The sequence below is a fragment of the Saccharibacillus sp. CPCC 101409 genome (assembly GCF_030518235.1).
Classification (GTDB): Bacteria; Bacillota; Bacilli; order Paenibacillales; family Paenibacillaceae; genus Saccharibacillus.
In genome coordinates this window covers 43,925-62,524 of record NZ_JAULSA010000008.1, presented here as the reverse complement: position 1 = coordinate 62,524, position 18,600 = coordinate 43,925, and the positions used below count along the sequence as shown (strand labels likewise).

Genomic DNA, 18,600 nt, shown 5'->3' with positions numbered 1-18,600 from the left:
TTTCTTATATGATGGTGCTTCGATTCTTGTTGTTCGCGCTTTCCGAAACCCCTTTCGTAAAATCCCGGAGCTCACCGCACATCCTCTTCCACTATAAAGAATTTCGGGGGAAGAAGCAAAGCTTTCCGATTGAAAAAGCGTGATGAAAAACAAAAAAACCGGTAGTCCGCAGACTGTCGGTTTTCCGGAATGCGCGTGTTTCGACGCTTCCTGCTTTGCCTCTTCGACACGTTGTTTCGGACTGCGGCGAATCGATGGAAAGCCGACAACTGCGGACTCGCAGAAGCGGCTTACAGTTCAGGAACAATCGGTACCGCTTCGCCCAGCTTCTTTCCGTTCGTCCCGTCTTCCGGAATGAGCGAATAATGTCCTTGCCGCAGATCGACCGGCGCGTAGCGGGCGTAGGACGGTTTCATTTCATTCATACTTCCGAAAGATTCCCACATCGGGAATTCCTCGCCGCTCTCCGAAACCAGCCGAAATCCATACATATGCCATTTAGATCCAATATCTTCCATCTTTGTCGTCCGATAATAAACGAGCGTGGATATAGGGCTTGAGATAACCTTTTCGATCTCGATCTGTTGTCCGTTGATGAGATCGATCTTGCGATTTACCTCGATAGAATCAATCTTCGCCAACAAAGCCGCGCGAGAAGTCTCGATATCGAATATCCAGGGTTTGGAAAGCCCGATAAGCTTACCGTCCTGCCCCGGTTTCAAGATACTGTCGTACTTGAGTGTAATTCGCAGCTTTTCGCCGGCTGGGATTTCGCTGAACGGGATATTTTCGTAAACGATATATCTGCCGTTTTGTTTATCCGCCCCGCCGCTGCCGCCATGCAGCTGCAAATCGCTCCTGCCGTTCAATGTTACGCGGGCATTCAAATAGACAACGTCACCCATATCTTTCCCCTGCGCCGGCTCCAGCGTCGTTCCGATCAGCAGCCGGTCCGTATCGACAATGATCTCGTTTAGCGTTAATTTGCCGTACTCGTTCTCCGCCGATTCCCCGATCTGGTCTTTGTAGGCGGAATAATCGACGTTCTCGCCCTGCCCGGCGAAACGCTCCAACAATCCCGCTACAAAAGGCAGCCGCGCCAGCGCCTCCTGCCCCGCGGGAAGCGTCGCCCCGATCGTCAGCAGCAGCGCCGCGGCGGCCGGGATCAGCCAGCGGCTTCTGCGCGATTTGCCGGAGACCGGCCGCTTGCCGGCACGGCGCTTGCTTCGGGGCGAGGCTGTTTCGCCGTCTGCCCGCACTTTTGCGCGTACGCGCCGCTCCCATCTTTGTCGCTCGACCTCGCTCAATTCTTCTTCCCCGTACTCGGCCAGGTCGATCTTCAATCCGTTCAATTCGTCGTAGACGCTCATTCGCCTTCCACCCCGTTTCGCGAAGTCCAAATTTGTTTCAGCTTCCGTCTTCCGCGCGACAATTTATTATGAATCCAGGATTCCCTGACATTCATTCCCTGCGCAAGCTCCCGGGCCGGAACGCCTTCCAGATAGTATCGTTCAAAAAGGATCCGTTCTTCCGCGGGGAGCTGCGCCAGCATCTCGTCCACGCTGTCCGCGGCGATCGCTTCGTTTTCTTCCGTTCCTCGCAGCCGCTCCGCGTCCAGTTCTTCCCCGCTCCGGCGCTCCTTCTCCCGCAGCCATCTGCGCTGGTAGTCGATCGCGCGATACCTGGCGACGGCCGCCGTCCACTGCCGCAGCGAATTACGCTCGCCGTCGAACGACTCGATATGATTCCAGATCGCCAGCAGCACATCGTCGAGACACTCCTCGCGATCCTGCGGACGATCCGGAAGCTGGCGGTAAACGATCGCTTTCAGCAGCCCGCCGTAAGCCTCGATCAGCTCGCCGAGCGCCGCTTCGTCGCGTGCCCGGATACGTCGCACCAGCTTCTTTTCCCGTTCTTTTTCGAAATTCCGTTCCTGCCGCTCTTCGCTGCCTTCCACCGGACATCCCCCTTTCTCTTTGGTCGGTACCGACATTTGATATGACGAAGCGCGGAAAAGGATTCTATCGTGTGCTTAAAAGAAACTTTTTGACGGGACGGGGCGTTTGTAGAATAAATAAGGAAGCGGAAATAGCGGACTCATTTTTAATTGGAAAGCGGGTGAACAAGATAGGCGCTCTTTTTCAAAAAAACGGTTGTTTCAGATGTCTTATCGCGTTTCTATGTTCCCTCGCTCTTCTATCGACTGCCGGCTGTACGACGCCCACTCGAATTTCTTCGGACCAGGTGAAAGAATTCCGTAACCAAATCCAGCAGGAACATCCGAACATCCGAGAAATGACGCTGGAATTCAGTCCATTGACCTTCCGCATGAATTATAGACTGGAAATCCCGATCAACGAGCAGGAAAAGAAAGAGATTTTCGAAAAAAGCCGGCAGCTGTTGATGAGCGAAACGTTCTACGAAGAAGTAATCCTGAGCGAGAAGGTGGACAGATACTTTTCGAGCGGGCATCCTCACTTCACGGTTATGTTCAATGTCGAAGAACCCGCATCCATGAGCCGCTTCGAACTCCATGCAGACAATTCCCAAGAGGCCGATCCCATTTATAAAGAATGGTATTATGCCGAAGAAGAGGAATCGCCGGGCGAACCGTTTGTAGAAGAAACACAGCAGCCGCCCGTTTCCAAACAGCCTTAGCTTCTATTTTCTTCTCCGAATCGGAGGTATACTAACAGCAAATCTTTTACATCCCAGCGGTTATTCATCGTTATAGCCTCGGCGAGTTTATCGGAGTCGAAGAACACAGCCTATTGGAATCGGCGATTTCACGCAAATTGCCGGCATGATTCAACGGCATATTACACCAAAGACCGTCGAGCCCCGCAGGGACTGACGGTCTTTTTTTGGCGTTTATAACTTTTCTCACCTCTCCTGCTGCACCCGCACATCCAGCAGACGCTTCAGGAACGGAAAGCTCTCCGGCAGCGCTTTGGCGCCGCCGCCCTACACGCCCTAATATATTCACTTATTTAACAAGTACTTTTTTTCCGCTTGCTTTACCAGTTTATCCAGGCTGGGCGTTTTAAAGCCGGATGCTGCTTTCAACTTATAAAGCTCGTCGTAAAAAGCTTTAATCTCTATAAAACTGCTTTCGGATTGTTTGACCATGGGAGTAAAGTGATACAGCTTATAAAAAAGAAAATTCAAGTATTCATGCTTCGTGGCAAAATTGGCCTGGCCTTTGGGGATATTGTGATAACCCAGGTCAACAAGCAGGTCAAATCCTTCATGCATCGCTTTTACAACTTCTTTTAGCAAAGCATTGTCTTTTCCGACAGATCTGTAATCATAATCTTTTATAAAATGCGCGAGATTTAAAGGCAGCACGTAAATGATATGGTTTTTAAACCAAGCGTCTATATCGTCTTGGAAACTCAGCTTATATTTTGTTTTTGCAAATATAGCTTCAAGCATGCTTTGAAATTCGATCTTTTCACCAAGGGCGCCTAAAACCATTTCGCCGGCATTTGTTCGTAAAACCGTTATTCGGTCTTTATCTTTTTTCCCTCCGCTCATTTGAAAGCCGAAAGCCATATTTTTTTCATTAATGCTGTTGGACTTCATATATGCCTTCATCTCAGCGGGATTGAAATTATTGCCTACCAGCAGGATGTTTTGGGTTTCGTTTACAGCCAGCACAGGCAAAACCGATTTAAAATCGGAATATTTCATCACAACAAAAATAACGTCATATCGATCTCGAGCTTCTAATTCAGTAATGACTTTCACTTTATCTATCGTTGTTTTTCGCTGAATGAAATGCCTTATAACTATTCCCTTTTCCTTGAATTGTTCAGCTCGTTCGCCTCTAGCCAATACGGTTACATCATTTCCGCCATTTACTAATGTATGAGCCAGTAAACTCCCCTGATTCCCCATACCGTAAACCAATACTCGCATTTTATTATTTCTCCTTAGTCTATGAATAATGAACAGCGGCTGCTTGACGATCCATTGTATACGGCTATTAAATCATTCCGAAGTTACCGGACTCAATAAGCAGATTTCCGATGCTGTTCAATACTCAACACCCTTAAAACAATTGTTCATTTTGGATTTATCGGGGCAAAAGCGGAGGGCAAAAAGACGGTAAAAGATGTATGTCGTTGAGTTTGCAAACGGACGACTCTTTTTCTTCGATCCACCCGCTTGATTTCCTCACCGCTCCCGCTGCACCAGCACATCCAGCAGATGCTTCAGGAAGCGCAGGCTCTCCGGCAGCGCTTTGACGGCGTCCGACGCTTCGCAGTAATGATCCCACATCGCCCGCTTCGCTCCGCCCATGCCGAGCACGGTCGCGAACGTCGAACTGCCGTTGAATGCGTCCTGGCCGGAAGGCTTGCCGAGCAGCAGCGCTTCGCCTTCGGCGTCCAGCAGGTCGTCCCGAATCTGAAAAGCGATCCCCGCATGGTAAGCAAACTTCTCCAGCAGCGCGATTTCGCTCTGCGGCGCGTTCGCCAGCATGGCCGGCATGACGAGGCACGCTTCGAACGCCACGCCCGTTTTGTAAAAGCAGATCTCGTTCAAACGCGCAAGCGTCAGTTCTTTCCCGCGCGACTTGAGGTCGAGGTCCTGCCCCAGGCACAGCTCTTCGGCTTTGCGGGCGGAGTAGTGGATCAGCGCAAGCACGGTCTCCGGCTTGAAGCCCCGGAGCGAAGACTGCGCGCGTACGCCCTGCTGGATCAGCAGCAGCCCGGACAGCTCGGCGGTCGCGCTGTCGTAGCGGGCGTGCAGCGTCTGCCGGCCGCGCCGGATATCCGCGTTGTCCTGCGACGGCAGGTCGTCGAAGATCAGCGAGGCGGTGTGCAGGTACTCCAGCGATTTGAGCAGCGGCTTCACCGAATCGTAAGGCAGCCCGTAGCCTTCGACGGCGGTCAGCCGGGCGAGGATCGGGCGCAATCTCTTGCCGTCGCCCGCGAGGCTGTAGTTGGCCGCGTCGATCAGCGAATCCCCGGCGGACGGGACGGGCGAATCGGGCACGACCGGCAGCGATTCATCGATGCGGACGCGTTCTTTTTCAAGCAGCTCCCGAAAAGTCTCGCGCTCCTCCCGGTCCCGCTTCATCTCCGTCAGCATCCGGTCGCGCAGCAGCTTGTCGAAGAATTCGACGTCTTCCGCCCGGCGCACCATCTTCCGGACGACGGCGTTCAGCTCCGGCATGCCGGAAGCGAGGACTTCCATCAGCTCCTCGTAGCGGGGGATGCCGAGGCGCTGACGCGCTCTTTTCAACCCGTTGACCGCCCGGTCGAGCAGCACTTCCCGCGTGTTGGCGTCGCCGCCGTACACATCGCGGATCAGGTAGGCGATCACGCCCCAGTACATCTCGAACGGATTGAGCAGGTCGGGCCGCTCGGCGCGGTGCTTCCAATAGTAGGTATAGGGCGTGACCGCGCCGACTGCCAGATCGTCGAACAGATCCGCGAAGTCGTCGGCCAGCTGGTTATAGATCCCGTAGAAAAACGTCCGCCGCTCGAATCCTTCGTCGCCTTCCGCCCGGCCGACCGAGCGCGCGATCAGGCGGGAGCCGGACGACTTGAGAATAACGGGAATATACAGCTGCTCGTTGGTATAACCGATGTGCGCGAGTCGTTTGTTCCGGTCGATATCCTGCGCTTCGAAGAAGACGTAGGCCTGCTCGAAAAAAGGACTGTCCAGCCCGTCCGCCTGACGGCTCCGGATATACGTGAACGCCTCGCCCAGCTCGCTGTGGATATAGCGGATCAGATCGACGTTGCGGCCGTCCGCGCTCTCGAAAGCTTCGTTCCAGTCTTCCCACTTCGGGATTGTGCCGCCGAGCAGCGCGCCGCGGATGAGATCGGAGTAGCGCTGCTTTTCGGCGTCGCTGAGCAGATTCGAATCCAGCAGATCGTCGATAAAAGGGTACGTCAGGCCGTACGAGTAACCGAGCCGGACCGCTTCGTCCAATCGGCGCGAACGTTCTTCTTTCGGCGTATCTTCGTCCATCTCTTCGCGCGTATGCAGCACGACGCCGGCGATAATCTTGAGCAGCTTGCGCTGGGCGTGCTCCGCGCTGAGTCCTTCCGGGATATTCTCGGAAACCCGTTTCAGCTTCGCGATCATCCAGATCACTGCGTCCTCGATGCCCTCCTGCTTGCCCCAGCGGTACAGCGAAGACGTGTCGAAACCGTCCGTCGGCATGCCTTCGCGCGGATCGCCGCCGCTCAGCAGCGAGCGTTTGAGGCCCGCCGCCGTCCGGCGCACCCTTTGCTGCGTATCGGGACTGTCCAGCGCTCGGCCGAGGTCGCGCATATACAGATACGACACGCTGCGCGCCAGGTAATCGTCCAGCTTGCCCGCCGACTCCATCCACCGGATATACCGGTCGTAATCGCGCGAATCCGGACTGCGGCGGCTGCGGAAAAGCCGCGCCGGCCACGGCCGAATATGACTGCTTTTCCAGATATGAAAGTCCTCGGCCAGCTCGGAAGCATACGCCCCGCCGCGCACGCGCTCTGTCAGCTCGGACAGATACGCGGCCGCGCGCTGTTCCGCCAAGTGGTAAACGGCCTGTGCCCGGTGCTTCGGCCGAGGCTGTTCGATGGGATGGGATTCGGCAGCGCCGATGGGTGTAGATGTGAGACTCATGGTCATTCCCCTTGGGTTTTAGTCGTGGTGGAGCGTTAGGGGGTTATACGGGGGAGAAGGGGGTTGGGTTACATGAAAAAGTCTGAGACGAGACAGAATCGTTATCTTTATAATCAGCTTAACTTCTCATAAAAGAAAGTCTACTATCTCTTCTTTCCAATCACTTAACAACGCTTCAATCTCTGGGTAAACTGCGGGTCTGGATAAGCTAAACACTATGATGAGACCCAACGAAATTCCAAAAACCGCAGTATAAACTTGTACTCTTTTTTTCCGTAAAGAGTAGGTTTTCATTTTATTCAGGCGTCTTTGTATACGCTCCCAAGACGGAAGAGTATCGGGAATCTGGATATCGCGATAAATTTGCCGCAGCGCTTTTTCTAATTCTTTATCCTGCTCGCTTTGATCTTTCATTTTGGATTCACCCACTTTCGATTAAACTTCTTCTTCAGTTTTTTCCTGGCACGATACAACTTCTGGCTTACGGCTTGCTCGGAAAGTTCCAGTACTGTACTTATTTCCCGGTAAGATAGACCCTCGATATAAAACAGCAAAATAATCTGCCTGTATTCGCTATGCAATTCGGCGAGTGCCTGATGGAGAACTTCATTTCGCATCTTGATTTCTACTTTATCTGCCAGTGGAAGAAGCCCCTTATCTTGCTCGGAGAATTCTTCAATATTTTTTATGTAATTAAGATCGTCAGCATAGTATGCAGGCTGCCTTTTCCGTAGATCGTCCATAACGAAATTACGGGCTATTTGTTTAATCCATGCCGGAATATTCTTCACGCGATGCTTTTTTATCGCAATCAGTACTTTGAAGAAAGTTTCCTGAATCACATCTTCTGTCGATCCGTGATCCTTCAATAAATAAAAGACATCTCGATAAATGAACTTGTAATAAGCCCTGTAGACGATTTCCTGCGACTCATCGGACAATTCATCAAAATTACTTAATAAGTTGTGCCATTCTGTCAATTATCACACCGCTTTCGTACAAATTATTGAAACAGTCCTGTTTTAATTTTAGAAACTCAAGTTGGCTTGCCCACATACACGGCACAGCCAACTTGAGTTTATTAAGGTTTGAACATATTCTTTTCAATGAGCGGCGAATCCACTTTTATTTGTACCAAGTATCCTTCCTTTCCGTCTCTTGCAGTTTGCAAAACGTTTAATCTCAGGTAACTCTCGTCCTCGGCTTTCCAAGTGATCTGAACCTCCTCTTCAAGCACTTTATCGGGCTCGTTGAGCAAGCTAAAATCGCTGGAAAGCGGCTGAGGAAAATCGGAAGACAGTAAATCTTTTAATTTCAAAATCAATCTTTCCAATGGTTCTCGTTCAAACGAGAAAAAAAGGTATTCTCCCGATACAAGCCGATCGTCCTGGAAATTATAAAGCAAATCCTGTCGGATTACTGCTTCCAGGTCCAGATCGCCGTCCGACATCAGTAAATCCGAATTCGGAATGTCGGGGTTCTCTATATGCTTTTCTTTAATAATCTTTTCTTTTTCTATATTCCACTGTAATCCTCCGAACACGAATTTTTCATCCCGATAAATATCGGCTTTTAGCGGTTCCAACTCATTGGACGTAGAATTGACGTTTATCCCGGCGACTTCATTTTTAATAGTGCACCCTCCAACTCCTACAATTAGAGCAGAAGTGAACCCTATGACGAAAAAAAGAGAAGTTATTTTCTTCAAATTCATCATTCCCTTTTATTTGCTGTATACATTGTAACTGTTCATACTGGTTTTTGTGATTCCGTTCAACGATTGAGTAATTGTAAAATCGATAACTCCGCCGTGATTAAAGTAATCGGTTAATGTGACTACGCGATCTAAAGGCATCGTATTATTGCCATCGATATATACCGCGCCTTTCACTGGATTACTCTGGGATATAATACTTCTCTTAAAGTAGGAATTCTGAACTTTGGTCGAACTAAGCGGCTGGTCGATACAATCCGGATAACGGTAAAGATCTCCTCTGGTTTCGTATTTAACGGTCATACCAGGTACGCTTACCGCCGTATTACTAGAAGACCACCAGGCTTCGATTCCTCCGTGACGATAAAAGTTCGTTACATTTGCCCAAGAGAAATACTGAGCATAATACGTTTTTATAGTAAGTGTAACATCCACAACTTTATTTGGAACTGTCGATTCAGCCATGGGTCTAATCAGATCCGGTTGTTGAGCTTCCAAATAGTCAAAGCTATTTACGAACTCTTTATTTGTATCTATTTTATAAGGAATGATAGTCGTAATCGCAGTTTCATTATTTGATGTTTGATTTTCAATTTGTATAGCATAGCCCTGTTCCAAAACAACGATCTCAGGTTCACTCGCACTGGCAGTAGAAAAATTCTTGCTCCGGTCAGCTTCCAGGCTCTCCAAGACTTCTTTTATAATGAGATCTGCGTGCTCCGGTAGGTTAAGATTGTCTTTGGAAGCGGCTGAGGCCGACGGCGTGTAGAATGAAAAAATTAACGAGAGTATTGTTATTGCCATAAGTAAGCTCTTAATTTTTTTCACTTCGATCATACTCCTCTCAATTTTAAATATTAATAATCTGTTCTTCTACCATTTCCCTCCTGTTTAAAATACCTGCTAATCATAAGACGAAAAACATTCCAATTTCTAACGCTTTATTTATGTAATTATACAAAAATCCACTTTTGATAAGAATTAAAACCTTTTTTTATTAGAAAAACCGAAGCGAGGCGCTTTCTCGCCTCGCTTCGGTTCCTTCTTCAAACTTCCAACCCTCAAAACTCCTCATACTCCGCCGGGTCCTGTCCCCACAGCCTCTTGTTGTCTTTGCTGAACGCGGAGACGGTCTTCATCTGCTCCGGCGTCAGCTCGAAATCGAAAATGTCGATATTCTCCCGCTGATGCTCCGGCGAACCGGCTTTCGGGATCGGAACGGCGCCGAGCTGGGTGTGCCAGCGCAGGACGATCTGGGTCGGCGTCTTGCCGTATTCGGCCGCGATGGCCTGGACCGCCGCGTCTTCCAGCACACTCTCGCCTTTGCCGCGTCCGAGCGGGCTCCACGATTCGGTGACGATGCCGTGCTTGCCGTCTTCCGTCCGCTGATGTTCCTGCTCGAAATACGGATGCAGCTCCACCTGGTTGAGCACCGGCGCGACGCCCGTTTCCCGGATAATGCGCTCATTGTGCTCCGGCAGGAAGTTGCTGACGCCGATCGAACGGACATAGCCGCGCTTCTGCGCTTCGATCATCGCCCGCCAGGCTTCGACGTATTTGTCCTGCTTGGGGTTCGGCCAGTGGATGATATACAGGTCGTAATAGTCGAGGCCCGCGCGATACAGCGATTCTTCTATGGTGATAAGCGCGTCTTCATACTCGTGATGCCGCCCCGGCAGCTTCGAGCAGATGCGCAGCTCTTCCCGGGAAACGGAACTCTCGCGGACGGCTCTGCCGACCGTGCCCTCGTTCTCGTAGTTGAACGCACAGTCGATCAGCCGGTAGCCGGCGTCGATGGCGCTTTTGATCGATTCGACGCCTTTGGCGCCCTTGAGCGTGTACGTGCCCAGCCCGATCGCCGGGATATCGCGTCCGTCGTTCAACTTGATGCTTGGAACCTGGTTTGCCATATGAAAAAGCCCTCCTCTCGTATGGTTCTACGATAGCACATTTGACTTCCCAGCGCTTTCCGATTATCATTTACTCAACGAACGTTTAGTGAAACGAGGAATGCACCATGGCGCAGGAGCGCGCAAGCAAACGCATGACCAGCCGGGACCTTCAGGCCGCCGAGCGCAAGCAGCAGATTTTGAACTCGGCCAAGCGGCTTTTTGCGGAAAAAGGATATCACGCCACGTCCATGCGGGAGCTGAACAAAGCGATCGGCATGGCGGAGGCGCTGACGTATCATTATTTTCCCGGCGGCAAATACGAGATTCTGACCACGGTGCTGCAAAACGCCCAGGACGAGCGCATCGGCGGAATCGTCGGCTTTTTCGAAGCGGCGTTCCGGGACCCCGAGAGACCGCTGCGCGACGTGCTGGCGGAACTGATCGCGGGACTGGCGCAGCGGCTTGCGGAAGACCGGGCTTATTTTCAAATTCTGATCCGCGAACGCGGCCTGCTGGAGCAGGAGCAGAAAGATTCGCTGGACAGCGTCACCCGCCTGCCGTTCGAAGCGATGTCCGCCTATCTGGCGCAAAGCGCGGCCCGCGGACGGCTTCGGCAGATGGATTACCCGCTGGCCGCTTCGCAGTTTCTGGCGCATGTGGTGTTCGATATCATCCAGAATATGCTGAAGGAGCGTACTGCCGATCCCGCCGAAGCGGATAAACTGGCGGATTTCTATGTGCAGCTGTGGGAGCGGTAGGCACTTTTCCCAGCTAACAATCAAATTGCGGCTTGAATAAAAAGAAACTCGGACCGGAAACCGCCGGGAAGGCAGCCAAAACGCATCGAAGACCTCTGAAAAGTCGGCTTCGCAGCCGTTTCTCTTTTTTGACTATTTGGCTCAACGAACGTTCAATAAGTAAATATCCACTTCACTCTATCCAAAAAGGAGACTCTCCATGCAAGAAATGATCCGCACCGAAAAGCTGACCAAACGCTACGGCGATTATCCGGTCTTGAGCGATGTATCCCTGTCCGTCAACCGCGGCGAAATTTACGGCTTCCTCGGCCTGAACGGCGCGGGCAAAACGACTACGATCCGCATGCTGCTGGGCATGATCCGTCCGACCTCCGGCGATATTTATATCCGCGGCAGATGTCTGCGGGACGCCAAACCGGATCTGTGGCGGCACGTCGGCTATCTGGTCGAGACGCCTTACGCTTATCCGAACTTCACCGTCCGGGACAATCTGCGTATGATCGCCAGACTGCGCGGACTCTCCGAGCAGAGCGCGGCCGACGCGGTGATGGAGAAGCTTCAGCTCACGCGCTACGCGAACACCAAGTCCAAAAACCTGTCGCTCGGCAACGCCCAGAAGCTCGGTCTCGCCAAAGCGATGATCCATAACCCCGCTATCCTGATCCTCGACGAGCCGACCAACGCGCTCGATCCGGCGGGCATCGTACAAGTGAGAGAACTGCTGCGGAGCCTCGCGGAGCATGAAGGCGTGACGGTGTTTATCTCCAGTCACATCCTCGAAGAAATGTCCAAGCTGGCGTCGCGCATCGGGATTATCCACGGCGGTTCGCTGGTGCAGGAGATTACGTCGCGGCAGTTCGAGCAGCTCCGGCGCAAACGGCTGGTCGCCGATGTGCGGGGCGCATCGGTCGCGGCGGCCGAGCTGCTGACCGGAGCCGGTTACACTGTGCAGCCGACCGCGGAAGGTCGAATCGAGATCGCGGGCGAACATGCCCTCGGGCAGCCGGAACGGATCGCCAGGCTGATTGTGGACGCGAAGCTGCCGCTGGCCGCGCTGAAAGTCGAAGAAGAAGGATTGGAGTCGTATTTTCTGAATATCGTGGGCGCGGGCGGACCGTCGTCTCGCGAAGAAGAGGCTTCGGCGGACCGGGAACTTGAACAAGGAGGAAGCTCGAAATGAGATCGTTGTGGAATGCTGTTATTGTAGAAAACCGGAAGCTGAGCCGCTCGCCGGTACTGTGGGGAATGCTGGTCTTTCTGCTATTCGTAACCGGCATCCGTTCCGGCGGGGCGGATTGGACCGAGCATCTGGGCAGTATGACGTTTCTGTTCGCTTCCGTATTCGGGCTGATGGGGTTCGGTACGATTACCGCCTGGACGTTTGGACGCGAGTACGCCGACCGGACGATCAAAGACCTGGTGGCGCTGCCGATCTCGCGCGGAACCATCGTCATCGCCAAAAGCGCGGTGATCGTGCTGTGGTGCCTGATCGCCACTCTGCTGATCTTCGGCTTCGCGCTGCTGCTCGGATGGCTCATCGGCGTGCCGGGCTTCTCGGTCGACGCGGTCTGGCGCAGCCTTGTCGAGCTGCTGACGATTGCCGCGTTCCATCTGCTGCTGTGCTCGCCCGTCGCCCTGCTCGCCAGCATCTCGCGCGGCTACCTGGTCCCGATCGCCTACGCGTTTACCACCCTGATGGTCGCTCTGACCGCCGGCCCGACCGTGCTCGGCCCCTATCTCCCCTGGTCGATCCCGGCGCTGCACCTGTCGCTGAGCAGCGAAGGCGGCACGCTGTTCCCGCTGGGGAAAGCCAGCTACGTGATCCTGATTGCGGTGTGCGAACTGGGCATAGCCGGGACGATGTCTTGGTGGAAAAGGGCGGATCAGCGGTAAGCGGAAGCTTGCGTTGGGGGATGAAAGACGAAAGCCCGGACATCCGCCCGGCCTTTCTCATTTTAAAGACGCGTTCAGTTCCTCCGCCTTCTTCCGGCTGTCCATGCCCGCGTACACATAGAATCCGAGCGTATGCAGGACCAACGACAGCAAGATCATGCCCGGCAGCCAGGGAAGCAGCATCTCATACATCTCCGCGGAGAACAGCCGGACCGCCAGCAGCGCGCCTCCGATCGACAGCAGCGACGAGATGAAGATGTTCCAGACCGGCTTCAGCGTAAAATGATTCCACAGCGCCGTGTACATAACCCCGAACAGCGCGGCGAAGATCGCGGCGATGCCGGTCACGTTCCATAGATAACCGATCGTGACCGTTTGTCCGCCGTAGAAAACGGTCAGCAGCGCCGCCACCCACAGCAGCGACATCGTAAATACCTGAAAAAAAGATTGTCTGAGTTGAACGCTCATTTAAATCCCCTCCTGAATTGTTGGATGTAATAGCGGCTGACCATATGCTTCGAACTGTTGGTCAAGATCACTTGAATGCGTGCGTGATCGGCGGACGAGAATTCCCGGATATGCTCCGCGCCGACGATCGTCCGGTTGTTGATGCGGATAAAGTGAGGCGGAGCAAACTGTTCTTCAGCCAGTTTCAGACGTTTGTTCAATAGATACCGTTCTCCGGTAATCAGCGTCACGCCGCACATGCGGTCTTCCGATTCGAGCGCGGCGATCGCTTCGAGCGGCACCCGCACGATCCGGTCGCTGCGCGCGTCGATCAGTCCGACGCGATCCTCCGCCCGCTTGATCGCTTCGCGCATCGGCTGCCAGCGTTCCCGCTCCTCGGGATGCGTCAAGATCTTCGCCGTCCGCCGATCCAGCGCGGCGTCGGCTTCGAATACGATTTTCATCTTTCCGGTTGTCCTCCCCTCTCCTTCATGGGTCTATCGTATAACCAAACGGGCGAAGAAGCTACGGATCGGCGTTTTGTTGCAGGGAATGGGGAGTTTGTTGCAAAAAAAGACGCTCGCGAGAGCGTCTTTTAACTTAGAAGATGAAGAGAAATAGCGATGCGATTCAACCGACCTCCGACTCCTCCACTTCGCCCCCGTTCTCCTCGCTCTTCCCTGCGCTTCCAGCTGCCCCCGCAATATCGTGTCCCGTCGGGTTCTGGAAGATCCGCAGGCCGAATACCGGAGCCACGGCGAAGATGTGGTCGAAGATGTCCGCCTGCACCGACTCGTAGACCGCCCAGGCGGTATCGCTGCTGAATGCGTAAATCTCCAGCGGCAGGCCGTTTTCTTCCGGCGCCAGCTGTCTGACGATCAGGGTCATGCTCTGGTGAATCTTCGGATGATGGCGCAGGTACTGCTGGACGTATTCGCGAAACACGCCGATATTGGTCAGCTGCCGGCCGTTCACTTTGCTTTCCCGGTTGATGCGGTGCTCCAGGTTGTAGGCGTTGATCTCGCTCATTCTCGCCTGGATATAGTCGGACAGATAATGGATTTTCTTGAACTCCGCGATCATCTCGTCGGTGCAGAACACAATGCTGCCCGTATCGATATTCACGCTGCGCTTGATCCGCCGTCCGCCCGCCGCCTGCATGCCGCGCCAGTTGCGGAAAGAGTCCGAAATAAGCGCGTAACTCGGGATCATGGTGATCGTTTTATCGAAATTCATGACTTTGACCGTGTTCAGCGTAATATCGATCACGTCGCCGTCCGCGTTGTAATTCGGCATCTCGATCCAATCGCCCACGCGCACCATATCGTTCGACGACAGCTGGATGCCCGCGACCAGGCCGAGGATGGAGTCTTTGAAGATCAGCATCAGCACCGCGGACAAAGCGCCCAGACCGCTGAGGATGAACAAAGGATTCTGTCCGATCAGGCTCGAAATGACGACGATGCCGCCCACGATAAACAGCACGATCTTGACGACCTGGATATAGCCTTTGATCGGCCGCACCTTCGAGATCTCGAACGAGCGGTAAATGGCGTCGAAAGCGTCGAGCAGCGCGTTCAGCACGATAATCGTGGCGACGATCATGTAGGCGGACGCGACTTTTTCGATAAAGATCTGGTAGATCGGAAACATGAACGCGGTCGCGTAAATAATAATCGCCGGCACGAGGTGGGACAGCTTGTGGAAGACCTTTTTCTCCAGCAGCACCTTGTCCCACTTGAAGCGGTTATGTTTGCTGTTGATCATGCGGACGATTGCGCTGAGTACGAATTTCTTGGTGACGAAGTTGGCGAGCACGCACACGGCGGCGATCAAAGCGACCATGATGACGTTGGACGCGTACACGGTCATCAGAGCGCCCATGCCGGCGCCGGCGAGCTGTTCCTGGATGAAGTTCATAGCGATGCAGAGCCTCCTAAAGAAGTAATGCGGGCAGGTCAAGAGTTCATTATAAAGGAGGGCGGATCGGGGATGCAAAGTTGGAGCGCTTACACAAAAACCGGCGCCGCGGCGATCCGGGTTCGACGCACAGCAAAAAAGCGACCGTGAAGGTCGCTTTCTGCGGAATATTTCAGCGGTTCGGCCGCGCCTTACTTCTCCCAATACTGCTTCGCGATTCTTTGCCCCTGGTTGATCTTCGCCCACTGCTCGTCCTGCGTCAATTCGTTGCCGCCGTCGCAGGAAGCAAAGCCGCACTGGTGCGAGAGCAGCAGACGGTCTTTGTCGATAATGTTCGACGCTTCGTCGAGCAGGCGCAGCACGCGTTCTTCGTCGTCCAGCGTGTTCGTCTTCGACGACAGCAGGCCGAGAACGATCTCGGTGTCCGGCTTGTCTTTGAACACTTCCAGCGCCTCCAGCGAACCCGCGCGCTCGTCGTCCCACTCCAGGAAGAAACGGTCGTATTTGAGCTGCTTGAGGAACAGATTCGCGATCTTCACGTACGAGCCGCCGCCCATGTTCCGCGAATCGTAGTTGCCGCGGCAGTTGTGCGTCCACATTTTCAAGCCCAGTTCGTGTCCGAAGTCGATCACCGTGTTGTTGATATCGATAAACTCAGCCGCGAGCTTCTGCACTTCCTCCTGGTCGATGTTCTCGCCGGTATACGGAGAGTTCGGGTTATCGTCCGCGAACAGCTCCCACAGGCAGTCGTCGAACTGGAGGATCTCCCCGCCGGCATCGGCGAAGTCCTGCACGAATTCTTTGTACGCTTTGACCAGACCGGCTTTGAGTTCCTGCGCGTCTTTGTAGACCGAGTCCGTTCCGCCGATGTTGCCCGACCACGACAGTTCGCCGAAGATATGCGACGGAGACGGCACGCACAGCTTCGTTTCGCGCTTGCCGGCGTGGGATTTGAGCTGCTTGAACGATTCGATAAAGTGGTGATTCCTGCCGCTCAGCTCGCCCGTGATGCGCAGCCCGATGTCTTTGCGCGTCTCGTATTTGGAGGTGCCGTCGATGTCGCGGAAGAAGTAGCCGTGATCCGCGATATAGCGCTCGATTCCGTCGAAGCCCCAGACAAAGTCCAGATGCCACATCGACTTGGAATACTCGCCGTCCGTGACGATCGACAGATCGTGCTGGATTTGGTCTTCGACAACGGATTCGATCGCTTTGGCTTCGCACTGCTCGTAGCCTTCGAACTCCTGGTAAAAAGGATACCGGATATCGTCGCGGTGTTCGATCTGCGTCTTATATTTCAGCAGGTCTGCCGGACGCAGCAGGCTGCCTACGATCTGGAATTTATCGGTCATGGAAAAAGGCCCCCTTAGTATAAATGGTACGATTATCGATTTCGTCCATTGTAGCATGGAGGCGCCGGGCAGCGAGTAGACGGAAAAGGTATAGCGGGTTATAGGGGATCGGTATAGCTTTAGTCGATAAATGCCCGGTATATAAATGATGCAAAATGATTAAATCCTCAATCGTATACGGTTGAAGCAAATGGGTTTGGAGTGTGTCTTAAATATGGTATAATTATTCGAGTATATATTTATTAATAAATTACTTAAATGTAAAAATAAATAAATTGGTTTATGGAGGGATTGCTTGATGAACGACAAAATAGATAACCCCGGTGCGGACTCCGAACTTCACGGACAATCGGATCGACGCGTGCGCTCCGACGCAAAGCGCAGTAACGATGCTTTGCTGCGGGCGGCAATGATCGTGTTCAAGACCTCGGGAGTCGATGCTCCGGTGCGGGAGATCGCGGAGAAAGCCGGCGTCGGCGTCGGCACGGTTTACCGGCATTTTCCACAGCGGTCGGACCTTATTGTGGCCGTTGTCAGTCAGGAGGTCGATGCTTGCGTAGACGCCGCGGAGGAGTTCGCTGCCAACTATGCACCCGGCGAAGCGCTGGCACGCTGGATGCAGCGATACGCGGATCTCATCGCGACCAAACGCGGACTCGCGGCGGCTCTGCATTCGGGCGATCCGGCATACGAGAACCTGCCTGCTTACTTCGAAAAGCGTTTAAACCTCGTGCTGGCAGCCCTGCTCGAAACGGCGGCCGCTGCCGGCGAGGTGCTTGCCGAAGTCGAGCCGGACGATTTGCTGCGGGCGGCCGCGAGCCTTTGCACCGTGGCGCGCAACGACGATCCGGAGCCCGCGCGGCAGATGGTTGCTTTGCTTGTGGATGGGCTGCGCTACCGCGCAGCCTCGTCAACAAACCCTCTTCCTTAAAGAATCAACGCTGGCAGGCGGGAGAAGCGGCTGTCGGTTCGGTGCTCTTATCCTGGCCTTACTTGGACTCGATGCGGCCCAGCGGGGCTGCGCTCTCTTCCAGAGCCTTGATAGCCGACGGCCAGCTTGAATCGTCGAGTTCGAGCGCACTCCGAAGGTAGGCCAGCGTGAGTCGCTGGATGAGGGCAACCCGTTCCGGGCTCTCGTCCGTCGTTTCCACGACGCCGTAGCCGCTGATTCCGCCGAGCGTGTGCTCCGCCCCGAACAGGGTGAGCAGGCTTTTGCCGCCCGGGCTCAGGAAGTACGGGTCGGTGAACCAGTCCGGTCCCCGAGTGGACAATAAGGACTGGTCACGGTCTCCCGCGACAACGAGAGCCGGCGTGCTCATATCCGTGAAACTCGGGCTCATGAAAGGGAAATTCTCGGCGGCAAACGGAGTCAGGTCGGCTCCGCCTTTGCCCGTTGCCGAAAACAGTATACCCGCTTTGATCCGGGAGTCGGACATGTCCTCTCCCGGTTCGCCGTGGGCATCGAGAACCCGGGCGCCCAGCAGCATGCCGGCCGTCTGGCCGCCGTAAGAGTGCCCGGCCGCGGCGATGCGACCACGATCGAGGCGTCCACCGAGTCCGGGAACGGAAGCTTCAAGGAGATCAAGCCGGTCGAGAATGCGCTTCATGTCCTCGACCCGGAACTGCCAGATCTGCGGCGTACGGGGATCGTCGGGAGCAAGATTCAGGGTCTTCGAGTCGAGATGCGTGGGTTGAACGACCACGAATCCGTGAGCAACCCAGAAGTCGACCAACGGGCCGTAGCTGTCCAACGATAAACCAAAGCCGTGCGAGAAAATAATAATAGGCAAATCGCTTCCCGCCGCGGGCGCGGATACCCGCACCTGCAAATCCTCGCCACGACCCGGAGCCGATAGCACGATCGGCTTTACCGAGAATATCGAAACAGGCGCGCTGCCCTTGTTACTGGTTTCCATCATCATAGTAAGCTCCTTTTTGAATCGATTTATGCCCAATGCCGCCCAGTTGTGTCAAAGACAATCGGAAGCGAGGCTATG

The 18,600-nt window shown here is 53.9% G+C and carries 19 protein-coding genes; 5 read left to right on the top strand and 14 right to left on the bottom strand.

Going from position 1 to position 18,600, the window contains the following annotated elements; all coding sequences use genetic code 11:
• Positions 1 to 290: 290 nt before the first annotated feature.
• Both QWJ34_RS17275 and QWJ34_RS17270 read right to left on the bottom strand, forming a co-directional pair.
• Complete coding sequence (locus tag QWJ34_RS17275) at positions 291 to 1,370, bottom strand: DUF4179 domain-containing protein (protein WP_302729742.1); 1,080 nt, start codon at positions 1,368 to 1,370, stop codon at positions 291 to 293.
• On the bottom strand, positions 1,367 to 1,957 hold the full coding sequence (locus QWJ34_RS17270) for a sigma-70 family RNA polymerase sigma factor (RefSeq protein ID WP_302729741.1): 591 nt from the start codon (positions 1,955 to 1,957) through the stop codon (positions 1,367 to 1,369). Before QWJ34_RS17270 ends, QWJ34_RS17275 begins: the two co-directional genes overlap by 4 nt.
• A gap of 71 nt (positions 1,958 to 2,028) precedes the next feature.
• Between QWJ34_RS17270 and QWJ34_RS17265 the strand changes: the two genes are divergently transcribed.
• Positions 2,029 to 2,658, top strand: a complete 630-nt coding sequence (locus tag QWJ34_RS17265; RefSeq protein ID WP_302729739.1) for a hypothetical protein — start codon at positions 2,029 to 2,031, stop codon at positions 2,656 to 2,658.
• Between the two features lie 324 nt (positions 2,659 to 2,982).
• Here QWJ34_RS17265 and QWJ34_RS17260 read toward each other — a convergent pair whose 3' ends face one another.
• The 7 genes from QWJ34_RS17260 to QWJ34_RS17230 all read right to left on the bottom strand — a co-directional run bounded on the left by QWJ34_RS17260 (position 2,983) and on the right by QWJ34_RS17230 (position 10,251).
• Positions 2,983 to 3,921, bottom strand: coding sequence for a ketopantoate reductase family protein (locus QWJ34_RS17260; protein ID WP_302729737.1), 939 nt, complete (start codon positions 3,919 to 3,921; stop codon positions 2,983 to 2,985).
• A 258-nt stretch (positions 3,922 to 4,179) separates the two neighbouring features.
• Positions 4,180 to 6,627: a polyprenyl synthetase family protein gene (locus QWJ34_RS17255; protein ID WP_302729736.1), complete on the bottom strand. Its 2,448-nt coding sequence runs from the start codon at positions 6,625 to 6,627 to the stop codon at positions 4,180 to 4,182.
• A 126-nt stretch (positions 6,628 to 6,753) separates the two neighbouring features.
• Entirely contained in the window at positions 6,754 to 7,056 is a 303-nt protein-coding gene (locus QWJ34_RS17250; protein ID WP_302729734.1) for a hypothetical protein, read from the bottom strand.
• Complete coding sequence (locus QWJ34_RS17245) at positions 7,038 to 7,607, bottom strand: RNA polymerase sigma factor (protein ID WP_302729732.1); 570 nt, start codon at positions 7,605 to 7,607, stop codon at positions 7,038 to 7,040. Before QWJ34_RS17245 ends, QWJ34_RS17250 begins: the two co-directional genes overlap by 19 nt.
• A gap of 101 nt (positions 7,608 to 7,708) precedes the next feature.
• A complete protein-coding gene (locus QWJ34_RS17240) occupies positions 7,709 to 8,341 on the bottom strand; it encodes a hypothetical protein (protein ID WP_302729731.1) in 633 nt (210 codons plus the stop codon).
• 9 nt (positions 8,342 to 8,350) lie between these two features.
• A complete protein-coding gene (locus tag QWJ34_RS17235) occupies positions 8,351 to 9,169 on the bottom strand; it encodes a hypothetical protein (RefSeq protein WP_302729730.1) in 819 nt (272 codons plus the stop codon).
• A 233-nt stretch (positions 9,170 to 9,402) separates the two neighbouring features.
• The gene (locus QWJ34_RS17230) at positions 9,403 to 10,251 is read right to left on the bottom strand and encodes an aldo/keto reductase (protein WP_302729729.1); all 849 of its coding nucleotides are present in this window, start codon (positions 10,249 to 10,251) and stop codon (positions 9,403 to 9,405) included.
• A 107-nt stretch (positions 10,252 to 10,358) separates the two neighbouring features.
• Here QWJ34_RS17230 and QWJ34_RS17225 point away from each other — a divergent pair, with 107 nt between their 5' ends.
• The 3 genes from QWJ34_RS17225 to QWJ34_RS17215 all read left to right on the top strand — a co-directional run bounded on the left by QWJ34_RS17225 (position 10,359) and on the right by QWJ34_RS17215 (position 12,884).
• Positions 10,359 to 10,991, top strand: a complete 633-nt coding sequence (locus tag QWJ34_RS17225; RefSeq protein WP_302729727.1) for a TetR/AcrR family transcriptional regulator — start codon at positions 10,359 to 10,361, stop codon at positions 10,989 to 10,991.
• 199 nt (positions 10,992 to 11,190) lie between these two features.
• Positions 11,191 to 12,171, top strand: a complete 981-nt coding sequence (locus tag QWJ34_RS17220) for an ABC transporter ATP-binding protein (protein ID WP_302729726.1) — start codon at positions 11,191 to 11,193, stop codon at positions 12,169 to 12,171.
• A complete protein-coding gene (locus QWJ34_RS17215) occupies positions 12,168 to 12,884 on the top strand; it encodes an ABC transporter permease (RefSeq protein WP_302729724.1) in 717 nt (238 codons plus the stop codon). Before QWJ34_RS17220 ends, QWJ34_RS17215 begins: the two co-directional genes overlap by 4 nt.
• Before the next feature lie 57 nt (positions 12,885 to 12,941).
• Here QWJ34_RS17215 and QWJ34_RS17210 read toward each other — a convergent pair whose 3' ends face one another.
• The 4 genes from QWJ34_RS17210 to QWJ34_RS17195 form a co-directional block, all read right to left on the bottom strand.
• Complete coding sequence (locus QWJ34_RS17210; protein ID WP_302729722.1) at positions 12,942 to 13,352, bottom strand: hypothetical protein; 411 nt, start codon at positions 13,350 to 13,352, stop codon at positions 12,942 to 12,944.
• A complete protein-coding gene (locus QWJ34_RS17205; RefSeq protein ID WP_302729720.1) occupies positions 13,349 to 13,795 on the bottom strand; it encodes a LytTR family DNA-binding domain-containing protein in 447 nt (148 codons plus the stop codon). The genes QWJ34_RS17210 and QWJ34_RS17205 overlap by 4 nt, the downstream gene beginning before the upstream one ends.
• 166 nt (positions 13,796 to 13,961) lie before the next feature.
• On the bottom strand, positions 13,962 to 15,251 hold the full coding sequence (locus QWJ34_RS17200) for a mechanosensitive ion channel family protein (protein ID WP_302729719.1): 1,290 nt from the start codon (positions 15,249 to 15,251) through the stop codon (positions 13,962 to 13,964).
• A 191-nt stretch (positions 15,252 to 15,442) separates the two neighbouring features.
• Positions 15,443 to 16,603, bottom strand: a complete 1,161-nt coding sequence (locus QWJ34_RS17195) for a cobalamin-independent methionine synthase II family protein (protein WP_302729717.1) — start codon at positions 16,601 to 16,603, stop codon at positions 15,443 to 15,445.
• A 298-nt stretch (positions 16,604 to 16,901) separates the two neighbouring features.
• Here QWJ34_RS17195 and QWJ34_RS17190 point away from each other — a divergent pair, with 298 nt between their 5' ends.
• Positions 16,902 to 17,534, top strand: coding sequence for a TetR/AcrR family transcriptional regulator (locus tag QWJ34_RS17190; RefSeq protein WP_302729715.1), 633 nt, complete (start codon positions 16,902 to 16,904; stop codon positions 17,532 to 17,534).
• A 58-nt stretch (positions 17,535 to 17,592) separates the two neighbouring features.
• Here the strand turns inward: QWJ34_RS17190 and QWJ34_RS17185 are convergent, their stop codons facing one another.
• Positions 17,593 to 18,522, bottom strand: coding sequence for an alpha/beta hydrolase family protein (locus tag QWJ34_RS17185; protein WP_483314288.1), 930 nt, complete (start codon positions 18,520 to 18,522; stop codon positions 17,593 to 17,595).
• Positions 18,523 to 18,600: the final 78 nt, after the last annotated feature.

What these genes read in the sequence shown, in the direction of transcription:
- QWJ34_RS17275 (WP_302729742.1), bottom strand. Translation starts at nt 1,370, where the DNA reads ATGAGCGTCTACGACGAATTGAACGGATTGAAGATCGACCTGGCCGAG.
- QWJ34_RS17260 (WP_302729737.1), bottom strand. Translation starts at nt 3,921, where the DNA reads ATGCGAGTATTGGTTTACGGTATGGGGAATCAGGGGAGTTTACTGGCT.
- QWJ34_RS17255 (WP_302729736.1), bottom strand. Translation starts at nt 6,627, where the DNA reads ATGAGTCTCACATCTACACCCATCGGCGCTGCCGAATCCCATCCCATC.
- QWJ34_RS17240 (WP_302729731.1), bottom strand. Translation starts at nt 8,341, where the DNA reads ATGAATTTGAAGAAAATAACTTCTCTTTTTTTCGTCATAGGGTTCACT.
- QWJ34_RS17230 (WP_302729729.1), bottom strand. Translation starts at nt 10,251, where the DNA reads ATGGCAAACCAGGTTCCAAGCATCAAGTTGAACGACGGACGCGATATC.
- QWJ34_RS17225 (WP_302729727.1), top strand. Translation starts at nt 10,359, where the DNA reads ATGGCGCAGGAGCGCGCAAGCAAACGCATGACCAGCCGGGACCTTCAG.
- QWJ34_RS17220 (WP_302729726.1), top strand. Translation starts at nt 11,191, where the DNA reads ATGCAAGAAATGATCCGCACCGAAAAGCTGACCAAACGCTACGGCGAT.
- QWJ34_RS17215 (WP_302729724.1), top strand. Translation starts at nt 12,168, where the DNA reads ATGAGATCGTTGTGGAATGCTGTTATTGTAGAAAACCGGAAGCTGAGC.
- QWJ34_RS17210 (WP_302729722.1), bottom strand. Translation starts at nt 13,352, where the DNA reads ATGAGCGTTCAACTCAGACAATCTTTTTTTCAGGTATTTACGATGTCG.
- QWJ34_RS17205 (WP_302729720.1), bottom strand. Translation starts at nt 13,795, where the DNA reads ATGAAAATCGTATTCGAAGCCGACGCCGCGCTGGATCGGCGGACGGCG.
- QWJ34_RS17200 (WP_302729719.1), bottom strand. Translation starts at nt 15,251, where the DNA reads ATGAACTTCATCCAGGAACAGCTCGCCGGCGCCGGCATGGGCGCTCTG.
- QWJ34_RS17195 (WP_302729717.1), bottom strand. Translation starts at nt 16,603, where the DNA reads ATGACCGATAAATTCCAGATCGTAGGCAGCCTGCTGCGTCCGGCAGAC.
- QWJ34_RS17190 (WP_302729715.1), top strand. Translation starts at nt 16,902, where the DNA reads ATGAACGACAAAATAGATAACCCCGGTGCGGACTCCGAACTTCACGGA.
- QWJ34_RS17185 (WP_483314288.1), bottom strand. Translation starts at nt 18,522, where the DNA reads ATGATGGAAACCAGTAACAAGGGCAGCGCGCCTGTTTCGATATTCTCG.